Here is a 13,068-nt window from a genome sequence, read left to right on the forward strand (position 1 = left end):
TTTCTGCGCTCGCTAATGTCAGCGCCGAGCCGTCGGCTGCGGCCGCACGCGGCAAGTGCCTGACGACAGTCGTCCTTTCCTTTGGGGCGGCATGCACTACACTGAAACGTATTCGAAATCCGGAACCCCTGCTCATGAGTCTGAAAGAACGCATTACCGAAGATATGAAGACGGCCATGCGTGCCAAGGCCGCGGAACGACTGGGGACCATCCGGCTGCTGCTCGCGGCAATAAAACAAAGGGAAGTCGACGAGCGCATCACTCTCGATGACACGGCGATCGTGGCCGTCGTCGACAAGCTGATCAAACAACGCAAGGATTCCATCAGCCAGTTCCAGGCGGCCGGTCGCACCGATCTGGCCGACAAGGAGGCCGCCGAACTCGACGTGCTCATGGTCTATATGCCCCAGCAACTCTCGGCTGACGAGGTCGAGCGGGCGGTCAAGGCAGCCGTGGCGCAAACGGGCGCAGCGGGTCCGCAGGACATGGGCAAGGTGATGGGCGTGCTCAAAGGCCAGTTGGCCGGCCGCGCCGACATGACGGCCGTGTCCGCGCAGGTGAAGGCGGCGTTGGCTGCGTAATTGAGTGGTGCGGTGAGTTGCCGTCGCAAGCGACGGCACGGTGCCGTGCCGCGATGGTATCGATCCAGTGATCCCCCAGTCGTTCCTGCAGGACTTGCTCAACCGCGTCGATATCGTCGAGGTGGTGGGCCGCTACGTGCAGTTGAAGAAAGGCGGGGCGAACTTCATGGGGCTGTGCCCCTTTCATAACGAGAAGTCGCCCTCATTTACCGTAAGTCCCACGAAGCAGTTCTATCACTGCTTCGGGTGTGGCGCGCACGGCAGCGCGATCAGCTTCCTGATGGAGCATGCCGGACTCGGATTTGTCGAAGCTGTCGAGGACTTGGCCCGCAATGTTGGGCTGGATGTGCCGCGTGAGGCGCCGTTGCCGGGCGCGCCGGCACCTGCCGCGCAGCGTGCGCAAACCCTCGGCCTGGTCGACGTCATGACGCGTGCCTGCGACTACTACCGCAAGCAATTGCGTAGTGCGCCGACCGCCATCGAATATTTGAAGCGACGAGGATTGACGGGCGAAATCGCCGCGCATTTTGGACTCGGCTACGCCCCCGATGGGTGGCAGAACCTCGACGCGGCGTTTCAGGACTATCGCGACGATCAGTTGCTCGACGCGGGTCTCGTCATCGAGAGCGAGAAGGGCGAGGCGGGCAGCACGAAGCGTCGTTATGACCGTTTTCGCGACCGGATCATGTTCCCGATCCGAAACACGAAAGGGCAGGTGATCGCGTTCGGCGGACGTGTGCTGGACAAGGGCGAGCCCAAGTATCTGAATTCGCCCGAGACGCCGCTGTTCAGCAAGGGCAGCGAACTGTATGGGCTGTTCGAGGCGCGCACGGGGATTCGCGACGCGGGCTATGTGCTCGTGGTCGAAGGGTATATGGATGTGGTGGCGCTGGCGCAGCTCGGCTTTCCACAGGCGGTGGCCACGTTGGGCACTGCCTGCACGCCGATGCACGTGCAGAAGCTGTTGCGCCAGACCGAGACGGTGGTGTTCAGCTTTGACGGCGACGCGGCCGGCCGGCGGGCGGCCCGCCGAGCGCTTGAGGCATGTTTGCCGCATGCGGACGACAACCGGAGCTTCAAGTTCCTGTTCTTGCCGAGCGAGCACGATCCGGACAGCTATGTGCGTGAGCACGGCGCTGACGCGTTTGCCGATGAGGTATCGCGCGCCATGCCGCTGTCGCAGTTCCTGATCGGAGAAGTGACGGCAGGTAAGGAGATGCATCAGCCCGAAGGGCGTGCGCGTGCGCTGTTTGAGGCGAAGCCGTTGTTGCAGCAGATGCCGGCAAACGCGTTGCGAGGGCAGATCTTGCATGCACTGGCCGAGCGGGTGGAAAGTTCGGTCGAAGAAGTGGCCGGGTTGTGCGAGTTGTCGATCGGCGCGGCACGCCGTCAGAACACATGGGATAAGGCGCCGGCCAAGCGCGAGAAGCGCCGCGTAGTGGGAACCGAGCATCGAGCGCTGCAGAACTTGCTCATGTTTCCGGCACTAGGGAATGAATTAACCGAAGAAGAAGTCAAGATTTTGCAGGAAGGGCCCCATCACGCCGAGATTTTCTCGGAAGTGCTGGCGCATTGCCGCGAAATGGGGGCGCAGGCCGACTTTCGTTTCATGTCGGATCGGCTGCGGGTGTCGCCGAACTGGGCGAGTTTCGACGACATTCTTCGCGAAATTCTCTCGTTCGAAGAGAACGCCCGCGACCTGTTGTTGTTCGACCCGGAGGATGAGACCCAGGTCGCGCGTCGGGAGGAGCAGATCGCGCTGCGGCTTGCGGAACTGAGAAGCGCGATTCGGCGCTTGCAGTACGACGGTCTGTGCGACGCCCTGGAGACGATTTTCAAGCGGACGTCGCTGACGTCCGATGAATTGCGCCACGCTCAAGCGCTGTCGCGGCAACGCGACGAATTGAAGCGGCTGCTGGCTCCGGCCGGCACAGGGGGCACGCGAAGTTGAGGTAAGCCCGCGTGCTACAATGGAAGGTTTTCAGTGGGCTGTTTTCTGGCAAGCGAGATCGCTATGGCAAAGATGACAACGACCAGCGGAAAAAAGACGGTTATCCCTGCACCGAAGGCAAAGCGCGCGACCAGCGCGGCGGCGGCATCCGGTGGGAGGGGGGCGTCTCGTTCTGCAAAAGCTGGCGTTGCCGTGAAAGCCGATGCGGTGGGTCGAGCTACGAAGAAAACGGCCAGCCAGGCAAGTTCGGCGAAACGTACCACGCAAGTAAAGGCAGCCGCCGGCGCATCGAAGACGACCGGCAAGACGGCTGCGAAGGTGACCGATGTCACCAAGCGCAAGAGTGCGACCGCCGCTACGGTGGGGGCTGCGAAGGCAGCCAGGCCGACGGTGAAGTCCGAGGCGCCCGTCAGGGCGACGAAGGCGGAAACGACCGTGAAGGCGACGGCCGGTGGGAAACCGCAGGCCCGACAACCCGCTGAAAAAAGCGCCAAGAGCGCAACTACCGCCAAGGCATCGACCCTGGCGGGCCGCAGTAAACCTGCGACGCAAGCCCCACGCAAGACAGGGGCTTCCAGCAAACCCGAGGCTGTGGAGGTCGTGTCGGCAGCAAGCGAGCCGCTCGTCCCCAGGACGCGCGGCAAGGCCGCGAAGACCGCCGCCTCGGTGGCGCAGAGCGTCGCAGCGGATACTAGTGATCAACCCGTGAACGAAGATCAGACCAAAGTGGAAAAGCAGAAGGCGCGTGATCGCCGGGCAAAAGAGAAAGCACTGCTCAAGGACGCATTTTCCTCGCACCAGCCCGGTACGGCCGAGGAACTTGAGGAACGTCGTGGCAAGCTGCGGGCACTGATCAAGCTGGGTAAGGAACGAGGTTTCCTGACCTTTGCAGAGATCAACGACCACCTGCCCGACGACGTGGTGGAGGGCGACGCGCTGGAAGGCGTGATCGCTACGTTTAACGACATGGGCGTTGCCGTGTACGAGCAGGCACCCGATGCCGAAACGCTGTTGCTCAACGACAATGCGCCGAACGCCGCAACGGACGACGAAGTCGAGGAGCAAGCGGAAGCGGCCCTGTCGACGGTCGACTCCGAGTTTGGCCGCACGACCGATCCGGTGCGTATGTACATGCGCGAGATGGGCACGGTCGAGTTGCTGACGCGCGAGGGCGAAATCGAGATCGCCAAGCGGATCGAGGAAGGCCTGAAGCACATGGTGCAGGCGATTTCCGCGTGCCCGACGACGATTGCCGAAATTCTGGCGATGGCCGAGAAGGTCGAGCGTGAAGAAATGCGCATCGACGAGGTGGTCGACGGCCTGATCGATCCGAATGCCGAGGCGGTTGCGGCAGCGGCGGCAGCGGCTGCGGAAGACGAAGACTTCGACGCCGACGCGGAAGCGGAAGAGGAAGAAGCAGAAGAAGCGGCTGACGAGGACGACGACAGCAGCGGCGGCGGGGCTTCGGCCGCGCAGGTCGAGCAGCTCAAGCGTGACGCGTTGGCCAAGTTCGCCGAGATCGCCGACTGGTTTGGCAAGATGCGTCGTGCGTTCGAGAAGGAAGGCTACCAGTCGAAGTCGTACGTGAAGGCGGGTGAGTCGATCCAGGCGGAACTGATGACGATCCGCTTCACGGCGCGCACGGTTGAGCGTCTGTGCGACACGTTGCGTTCGCAAGTCGATGAAGTGCGCAACATCGAGCGAGCGATCCTGAATATCGTGGTCGACAAGTGCGGCATGCCGCGTGCGGATTTCGTGTCGCGTTTCCCGGGCAACGAAACCAATCTCGACTGGATCTACACGGTCGTGGCGGACAACAAGGCGTACAGCTCGGTGGTTGAGCGTAACGTCCCGGCGGTGCGTGAATTGCAGCAGAAACTGATCGACTTGCAGGCGCGCGTGGTGTTGCCGCTTACCGAGTTGAAGGACGTCAATCGCAAGATGTCGGAAGGCGAGCGCCGTGCACGCAAGGCCAAGCGCGAGATGACCGAAGCGAACTTGCGTCTGGTGATTTCGATTGCGAAGAAGTACACGAACCGTGGCCTGCAGTTCCTGGATCTGATTCAGGAAGGCAACATTGGCCTGATGAAGGCGGTGGACAAGTTCGAATACCGTCGTGGTTACAAGTTCTCGACGTACGCGACGTGGTGGATTCGTCAGGCCATCACGCGTTCGATCGCGGACCAGGCACGTACCATCCGTATTCCGGTGCACATGATCGAGACGATCAACAAGATGAACCGGATTTCGCGTCAGATTCTGCAGGAGACCGGTGTCGAGCCGGATCCGGCGACGCTGGCCGAGAAGATGGAGATGCCGGAGGACAAGATCCGCAAGATCATGAAGATCGCGAAGGAGCCGATCTCCATGGAAACGCCGATCGGTGACGACGACGATTCGCATCTGGGCGATTTCATCGAAGATACGGGCACGGTAGCCCCTGCGGACGCCGCGTTGCATGGTAGTATGCGCGACGTCGTGAAGGACGTGCTTGATTCGCTGACGCCGCGCGAGGCCAAGGTGTTGCGCATGCGTTTTGGCATTGAGATGAGCACGGACCATACGCTCGAGGAAGTGGGCAAGCAATTTGACGTGACGCGTGAGCGTATTCGTCAGATTGAGGCCAAGGCGCTGCGCAAGCTGCGTCACCCGAGCCGTTCCGACAAGCTCAAGTCGTTCCTCGAAGGCAATTGATTGCGGCTGAGCGAGCGCCGGTAGTTGAGGGCCGTTAGCTCAGTGGTTAGAGCAGGGGACTCATAATCCCTTGGTCGCTGGTTCGAACCCAGCACGGCCTACCAGAGAAGTAAGAAAGCCCCTGACGGTGACGTCAGGGGCTTTTTGTTTTGCGCGATGTCACTGCGATGCGCCCGCGGCGTAATCCCGGAAGATCCTACAGGGACAGGGACAGGGACAGTGACCGGTGGCGAAGGCATAGTTCTACGTGCCGACGTTCAATGCACGTATCGCACTACAACCTACCCCTCCATATCTGATCGTGCGCGAACGTCAAGCATGTAGCCTTCTCCGCGTATCGTCCGTAGCAATCGTGGCTCCTTGATGTCCTCTCGCAACTTTTGCCGCAGCCTTGATATCTGTACGTCGATGCTGCGATCAAACGCATCGATCGACTTCCCTCGGGCCGTATCCATCAAATACTCACGACTCAGCACGCGCCCGGGTGCGGAAAGAAATGCGTTCAGCAGTCTGAATTCCGCGTTCGAGAGCGGAATGACGGTGTTGTCGGGCGCAATGAGATGGCGACCGATCAAACTCAGGCGCCATCCCGCGAATCGCCGCTCGTCCTTTGGCTCAGGTGTCGACCTCGTTTGCGCTCGGGTACGACGAAGAATGGTTTGAATTCGTGCCACCAACTCGCGCGGCTCAAACGGCTTTACGACATAGTCGTCGGCACCCAGTTCGAGGCCAACAATTCGGTCAGTCATTTCGCCGCGCGCGGTGAGCATGATGATGGGAATTTCCGACGACGTGCGCAATTCTCTGCATAGCGTAAGGCCGTCGCTGTCCGGAAGCATCAAATCGAGTACGACGATGTCGATATCGTTGTGCTCGAGCACGTCGTGCATCTCCTCGCCGCTGGCGGCCTGCATACAGGTCATGCCAAAGCCGGCAAGGCATTCGCAAAGCAGACTACGTATCTGCGCATCGTCGTCGACTACAAGTACGCGCGTTGCCATGGTCATGTTCCTCTCTTGGTCTCTCGCCAGGTCGATTCGAATCTCCCGATTTCCGGATTATCCGCGACAAACGTGCCGACAATCTTGCGCAATTGTTGCAGTCTCGAAACATTCGGTGCCCGTGCACCGCATCTCCTATGTATCAAACCCGATACAAAGTCGAGATGAAACAGAAATACCCGAGCCGTAACGTGACTCCACACAAGACATATGCAAGCAGGAGCCACGTAGTCCATGAATTACGCCCAACCCAAACCGCCCGCGCGGCGACTGCTCGGAATCGGCGTTGCACTGCTCGTGCACGCAGTCATTCTGTATGCCTTGCTCAGTGGGCTGGCAACCCGTGTCGCGACGATCATCCAGGCGCCCATTGAGACACGAATCATCGAGGAGATCAAACCTCCCCCCCTCCGCCGCCGCCCCCTCCGGTAAAGAAGATCGCGCCGCCTCCACGCCCCGTGGTCCAACCGAAGGCTTACGTGCCACCGCCTGAAGTTCAGGTACAGGCGGCGCCACAACCCAATGCGATTGCCGTTCAATCCGACAAGCCCGTCGCCACGACACCGGTGGCGCCACCTGCGCCTCCCGTAAGCAAGCCGGTGGCGGGCAACGTCGGCGTCGTTTGCCCGAACTCCGCGCAAGTCCGGGCCGCCATCCGGTACCCGCGCGAAGCGCTTCGCGACAACATCACGGGCAACGTGCTCGTCGAGTTTGTTGTCGGGACCGACGGGCAGATCAAACAACTTCGTGTCGCCCGATCGGCTGCCCCGGCGCTGGACCGAGCGGCCGAGAACGCGGTCCGGCAGTTTCATTGCGTCGCCCAGGGCCAGGAGGTACGCGTTCAGGTTCCGTTCGATTTTCAACTCAATTGAGGCTGTCCTCGGCAGCCCATACGCAACCCTGCATTCACGTCAAGGAGACGATCATGTTTCAGTTCCAATCTCGTGCCACAACGCGTGCGCGCGGCTCGGCGGTCTCGATGGCCGTCGTATCGATGATCGCGGCGTTCGCCTCGCTCAACGCCCATGCGGCCTCGACGGTAACCAACCCGTACGGGCTGCAAGCCCTGTGGGAAGGCGGCGACATGATCGCTCGCGGAACCCTGCTCATCCTCGTGGTCATGTCCATGGGGAGTTGGTACATCATCGTTGCCAAACTGCTCGAACAAGCGAAGGTCCTGCGTCGGGCGCGCGCCGCGGAAAAGAAGTTCTGGAACGCCGCTTCCCTGTCCGAAGGCGTCCGGTCACTCGATGCGGAAAGCCCGTTTCGCTACATCGCGGACACCGGTCTATCGGCGCGTGATCATCACAAGGGGGCAATGCTCGACCAGGCCGATTTGAATACCTGGGTCGCGAGCGCCATCGAACGTGCCATGACCGGCGTATCGAATCGGCTCCAGGATGGGTTGTCCTTCTTGGGTACCGTCGGTTCGACGGCCCCCTTCGTCGGACTTTTCGGTACCGTTTGGGGCATTTATCACGCGCTTACCGCCATCGGTATCGCTGGGCAAGCGTCCATCGACAAGGTTGCAGGGCCTGTGGGCGAAGCGCTGATCATGACGGCCATCGGCCTGGCCGTCGCCGTGCCCGCCGTGCTCGGATACAACTGGCTTGTCCGTCGCAACAAGGCCGTCATGGAACGCGTGCGTGATTTCGGAAGTGAACTGCACAACGTGCTGCTCACCGGAAAAACGACAGCGTCCGCCGTCGTGGCGACCCGAACCTCGCAAGTCGCTCGCGTGGGGTGATGCCATGGCAATGACCGTACCTGGCGGGAGTGGCGGCGCAGAGCACGACGAGGTCATGGCGACCATCAACACGACGCCGCTGGTCGACGTGATGCTGGTCCTACTCATCATCTTCCTGATCACCATTCCTGTGGTCTCGCACACCGTTCCCGTCACTCTGCCGAAGGAAGCGGTTCAACCTCTGCAGACCACGCCCCAGAACGTTGTCCTCGCCGTCACGCGAGACGGTGAGGTCTATTGGGACGAGCGACGCATTCCCGACGCAGCAACGTTGCTGGAGAAACTCAAAACGGTCGCCGTATTGACACCCCAACCAGAAGTGCAGATTCGCGGCGACCTAGATGCTCGCTACGCCGCGATCGGACGCGTTGTCCTGGCATGCCAGCGTGCAGGCATCGCCAAGGTCGACTTCATTACGGAAGCGCCACCGCGCCACTAGCGCGCAGCGCGGACCATCCCAGGAGACTGCCATGGCAATGACCATGCCATCGGGCGCTGGCGAGAACAGCGACATTTTGGTGGAGATCAACACGACACCACTCATCGACGTCATGTTGGTGCTTCTGATCATGTTGATTCTCACCATCCCGATCCAGACGCATGCCGTAAAACTCGACATGCCCACGCCCTCCAACGCTGCCCCCACGATCCCGCCGCTCGTCGTGCAGATCGACGTCGATGCGAGCGGTGTCGTCGCATGGAACGGCTTGCCGCTCAGCGACCGTGGTCAATTGGAAACCCATCTCGCCGAAGCCGCGACGTCAACGCCGCCGACGGAGCTGCACCTGCGTGCCGACGCGCAAGCCCCCTATCGGTCGGTCGCCACGGTCATGGCGTCCGCGCAACGGCTGGGGGTGACACGCATTGGACTGGTTGGCAACGAGCGCTTCGCAAAATGACATCTTGTCTCCCTGCCAGTGTCCTCGCGCGCTGACGCACTAAAACTGGACTTCCAATGTTCGATTCGAATACCGAAATTCCGCCGTATGCAACGACGGCACGCCGCGAAGGATATGCGCGTGTCGGGGCGTGGCTAGGGCTTTTGGCCCTCGTCATCGTGACCTTCTTCGCCAACGTTGATCGCCAGATGCTGGTGCTGTTGGCCGAACTCATCCGCACAGAGTTCGGCCTGGCCGACATTCAGGTGGGGCTTTTGCAAGGTGCCGGTATTGCGCTGTTTGCCGGTGCGGCGGCCATACCGATCGGGTGGCTCGCGGACCGGGTGGATCGCCGTGTGGTTCTGGCGCTCTGCATCGTTCTCTGGAGCGCGGCGACCGCCGCTTGCGGTTTGGCGACCGGCTTCTGGACACTCTTTATCGCATCGATCGGCCTGGGCATCGGCGAAGCGGGACTCATGCCGATTATCTACGGCTTGCTTCCCGACCTTTTCCCCGCACGTCAGCGCATCCTCGCCAACTCCGTCTTTGCCCTGGTCAATCTATTGAGCGCCGGTGCGGGCATGGCACTTGGTGGGTTGCTGATCCAGGGGATCGACACGATGCATGGCGTCTTACCGTTCCATCTGGGAAGCGTGTCCACGTGGCGTATTGCATTCTTCGCCGTCGCGGTACCCGCGCCTCTGCTGGTGCTGATCGTCGCGCTGATCCGACCGCGCTACGCGCATTCGGACATCAAGGGCGCGACGGACAACGCGCTGGCACCCGGACTCGCGGCTCGGGAATACTTCCGCCGGGAGATGCCGATGATGATCCGCTTCTTTGGTGCGATCGCATTGGTCAACATGGCCTTCGCGGGCATTACGAGCTGGATGCCGGTCGTTGCCGTCCGCTTTTTTGGCGCAACGCCGGCAACGGCCGGCGCCGGACTGGGCGGCGCCGCGATGATCGGTAGCGTCATCGGATGCTTTCTCGGCTGGCTGCTCGCTCGCCGCCTTGGCACACGACTCGGCGTGCTCGCCCCGCTGCGCGTATGCGAGTGGGGCGCCCTCGGGGCCTGCGTCGTCAGCCTCGGCTATTTGATCGCGCCATCCGCGTCGTATGTCTACGTCCTGTTCGGCGCCCAGTTCATGTGCGTCGTGGCGGGCATGATCATGTTTCCCGGCTTGATGCAGAGCATTTGCCCGCCGTATCTGCGATCGAGAGTGGCGGCCATCGGGGTCCTGGCAACGGTGCTGATGCAGTCCGGCAGTCCTGTGGCCATCGGCCTGATGTCGGATCATCTTCATGGTACTGCCTCGGGTCTGATATGGGCCATCGTTGCCGTGGCGTTGACCGGATTCATCGTGGCCTGTCTCTTGATGCGCAGTGCGGCCAATACCGTACGTCTTGCCATCGAACGCTACGCCTGAGTTCACATGACCATTCCCTGCACACTTTCCGTTCGCATCGAACAGTGGCCGCTGGCCACGCCTTTTCACATCGCGGGTCACACGGTCGATGCGGCCCGCGTGTTAGTCGTGTCTTTGAGATCCGGCCAGTATGAAGGCCTAGGGGAAGCCGCCGGCGTCTACTACCGAGGCGAAACGCCGGACGCAATGGCTGAGCAGATTGCCGCGGTGCGCCCCGAAATTGAGCGCGGCATCTCGCGGGAGGACCTCATCAAGCTGCTGCCCGCTGGCGGTGCAAGAAATGCCATCGATGCGGCGCTATGGTCTCTGGCCGCTCAGCGTTGTGATACGACGGTCGCGCGATTGGCCGGACGCTCATGCCTGCGCCCACTGCGAACGTCATTCACGGTCGGTGTCGATGCCGCCGGGGCAATGGCCGACGCGGCTCGGGGTTACCAAGGCGCCATTGCGTTGAAGATCAAGCTGGACGGGAGCGTACTCGATGCAGACCGACTCCTCGCCATTCGAGCGGCTTGCCCTGGCGTTGCACTTTCCGTAGATGCCAACCAGGGATGGACGCCCGAACACATGATGCAATTGCTGCCGGTCATGCAGCGCGTCGGTGTCGACCTGCTCGAACAACCCTTGCCGGTCGGCGAGGACGAATGCCTTGAATCGATGCAGTACCCGATTCGCATGGCCGCGGATGAATCGTTTCAGGATCTGGACGATCTTGCCACTGTCGCGCGCAGGTACGACGTCGTCAACGTCAAGCTCGACAAATGCGGTGGACTCACCCGCGCGCTTTCGCTGGTTGCGCCAATTCGAGATCTCGGGCTTTCGGTCATGGTCGGCTGCATGCCTTGCACCTCGCTTGGCGTGGCCCCGGCCTACATCCTGGGACAGTCGTGCGACCGGGTTGACCTCGACGGGCCCTGCTTTCTGGCAAAAGATCGCAATCCCTCGTTCAGATACGGGAATGGATACGTACTAGGCCCTGATAGCCCCTGGGGCCTCGATGATGCGCAGCATGGGGGGCGTTGAGTCAGGAGAATATGCCGTGTCGGCACAGGAGAGATTTGACGGTAAAGCGCTTGCAGCGCTGTTTGAACCGTTCAGCCGAAGTGACGCGCCAGGCGTAGTCGTCGGTGCGGCCATTGATGGGGAGGTCGTGTTACGCAGTGCATTCGGCATGGCGAACGCTGAACTTGGACGGGGCCTGAATGTTCGAACCCGGCTGCGCATCGGATCCACCAGCAAGCACATGACTTGCCTCGCCGCCTTGCTGCTCCAGGAAGCGAACGCGCTGGATATCGATGCGCCGATGCGCCGATATTTGCCGGAGCTGACCGGGATAGCCGGTGACGCGACATTGCGCTCGCTCATGTTTCACACAAGCGGACAGCGCTGTGCGCTCGACATATCGCTCCTCACCAACGGATTGGCCGCGCCGCAGGCGGGCTACCTGCTCGACATTGAGCGTCGACAAACCAGCCTCAACTTTCCGGCCGGCGAGCGAATGATGTACTGCAACGGCGGATATCACCTGATTTCGCTGGCCATTGAGCGTGTCAGCGCGCAATCGTTCGCGGCGTTCCTCGCTTCCGAAATCTTCGAACCGTTGGGCATGAACGATACGTTCTGTTTGTCCGATGATTATCGGATTCGAAGCTATATGGCCACGTGCCATGTCAAAAACAGCGAAGGATCTTACAACCAAGGGATTTTCCCTTCGCGCGAGATTCTCGGGGAGGGCGGCATCGTCTCGTGCGTGGATGACATGCTCAAATGGTGCACGCATTTGCGCGGAGAAAAATCCGTCGGAAACGTCGCCACATGGGAAATGATGTTCTCGTCGCCGATGTTCTCCAGCGGTCTGCGTAGCGATTACATGATGGGCCTGAAGCGCACGCAATATCGCGGGTGTGAGGTGATCCACCATGCCGGAGGCGTCATCGGCGGCTCATGTCAAATGCTTTGCGTCCCCGCGCATGGCGTCGATGTCGTGTTGCTCAGTAACGGGGCAATTTCAGCGCCAACCGCGCTTTCGCTCCGCATGCTGGACGTCCTCTTGGACGATCCTATGAAGGGGTACCCAATTCCGACGCCCGCCACGAGGGTTTTCTCATCCGGACGCGTCGGCACCTATCGCGAAGCGAACGGAGACATCGTGTACGACATCGCCGAGCGCAGCGGCGACATCATGCTAAGCGGTCCGCTTGGACCGAGCGCCCCGTGGCTGTACCCGCTCGATTCCCCCGAAGGCGGCACGCGCGGATTTGCACTGGAGTCCACGGGCGACGGCACCTTCCTGTTGCAGTGGGGAACGGCCATCGAGCCGGAAGATGCAGCGCATTTGCGCATCGCGCATTGCGGACACACGACAACCTATCGCCGCGTCGAGAGGCCCGCGTCGGTCAGCATCGAAGACATCGATGTGCTGAGTGGCGCCTATGTCAGCGAAGAAGCAGACGCTCGCGCCACGCTACGCCCTGTGGAACTGGAGCAACAGGAATGCGGCGACGAGTGCGCGGTCATGTCGCTCGTGATCGCGGGGAGGGCGGGCGAATGCCACTACGATGTCTTTCCGGTCGACATCGGTCTTTTTCGCTTCTCGCCGAGCGAACCAAACGCCGTCACCGCCGGAACGCTTTCCATCGTCAGGCGCCCGGATACCGGGAACGTGGAAGGCTTTTCCATCAATACCCCCCGGACGCGAAACCTTCGATTCGTAAAGTCTCGCGCGTAAACGTTAGCGCCGGCCAACCGCGTCGGAGGGGAGGGGTGGGGACTGACGTTCCCACCCC

General features: G+C 61.3%; 10 protein-coding genes, 1 tRNA gene and 1 pseudogene. 11 read left to right on the forward strand and 1 reads right to left on the reverse strand.

Annotated elements, in window-relative coordinates; genetic code table 11:
• Positions 1-134: 134 nt before the first annotated feature.
• From PanNE5_RS15360 to PanNE5_RS15375, 4 genes are all read left to right on the forward strand, one after another.
• A complete protein-coding gene (locus tag PanNE5_RS15360; RefSeq protein WP_261938313.1) occupies positions 135-581 on the forward strand; it encodes a GatB/YqeY domain-containing protein in 447 nt (148 codons plus the stop codon).
• Between the two features lie 67 nt (positions 582-648).
• Positions 649-2,532, forward strand: coding sequence for a DNA primase (gene dnaG / locus PanNE5_RS15365; protein WP_261938314.1), 1,884 nt, complete (start codon positions 649-651; stop codon positions 2,530-2,532).
• Between the two features lie 72 nt (positions 2,533-2,604).
• Positions 2,605-5,226, forward strand: a complete 2,622-nt coding sequence (gene rpoD / locus PanNE5_RS15370; protein ID WP_261939852.1) for an RNA polymerase sigma factor RpoD — start codon at positions 2,605-2,607, stop codon at positions 5,224-5,226.
• A gap of 28 nt (positions 5,227-5,254) precedes the next feature.
• Positions 5,255-5,330, forward strand: a tRNA-Ile gene (locus PanNE5_RS15375).
• A gap of 177 nt (positions 5,331-5,507) precedes the next feature.
• Here the strand turns inward: PanNE5_RS15375 and PanNE5_RS15380 are convergent.
• Positions 5,508-6,227, reverse strand: coding sequence for a response regulator (locus PanNE5_RS15380; RefSeq protein WP_017231929.1), 720 nt, complete (start codon positions 6,225-6,227; stop codon positions 5,508-5,510).
• A gap of 234 nt (positions 6,228-6,461) precedes the next feature.
• Here PanNE5_RS15380 and PanNE5_RS15385 point away from each other — a divergent pair.
• From PanNE5_RS15385 to PanNE5_RS15415, 7 genes and pseudogenes are all read left to right on the forward strand, one after another.
• Positions 6,462-7,099 (forward strand): annotated as a pseudogene (locus PanNE5_RS15385) (energy transducer TonB).
• A 53-nt stretch (positions 7,100-7,152) separates the two neighbouring features.
• Positions 7,153-7,974 (forward strand): MotA/TolQ/ExbB proton channel family protein, encoded by an 822-nt coding sequence (locus PanNE5_RS15390; protein ID WP_410007534.1) that lies wholly within the window; start codon positions 7,153-7,155, stop codon positions 7,972-7,974.
• 4 nt (positions 7,975-7,978) lie between these two features.
• Entirely contained in the window at positions 7,979-8,413 is a 435-nt protein-coding gene (locus tag PanNE5_RS15395) for an ExbD/TolR family protein (RefSeq protein ID WP_261938315.1), read from the forward strand.
• Positions 8,414-8,444: 31 nt separating this feature from the next.
• Positions 8,445-8,873: an ExbD/TolR family protein gene (locus PanNE5_RS15400; protein ID WP_261938316.1), complete on the forward strand. Its 429-nt coding sequence runs from the start codon at positions 8,445-8,447 to the stop codon at positions 8,871-8,873.
• 56 nt (positions 8,874-8,929) lie between these two features.
• Positions 8,930-10,282: an MFS transporter gene (locus PanNE5_RS15405; protein ID WP_261938317.1), complete on the forward strand. Its 1,353-nt coding sequence runs from the start codon at positions 8,930-8,932 to the stop codon at positions 10,280-10,282.
• A gap of 6 nt (positions 10,283-10,288) precedes the next feature.
• Positions 10,289-11,305, forward strand: a complete 1,017-nt coding sequence (locus PanNE5_RS15410; protein ID WP_261938318.1) for a dipeptide epimerase — start codon at positions 10,289-10,291, stop codon at positions 11,303-11,305.
• A gap of 16 nt (positions 11,306-11,321) precedes the next feature.
• A complete protein-coding gene (locus PanNE5_RS15415) occupies positions 11,322-13,010 on the forward strand; it encodes a serine hydrolase domain-containing protein (RefSeq protein ID WP_261938319.1) in 1,689 nt (562 codons plus the stop codon).
• Positions 13,011-13,068: the final 58 nt, after the last annotated feature.

The organism is Pandoraea sp. NE5 (assembly GCF_024363545.1).
In the GTDB taxonomy this organism is placed as follows: domain Bacteria; phylum Pseudomonadota; class Gammaproteobacteria; order Burkholderiales; family Burkholderiaceae; genus Pandoraea; species Pandoraea cepalis.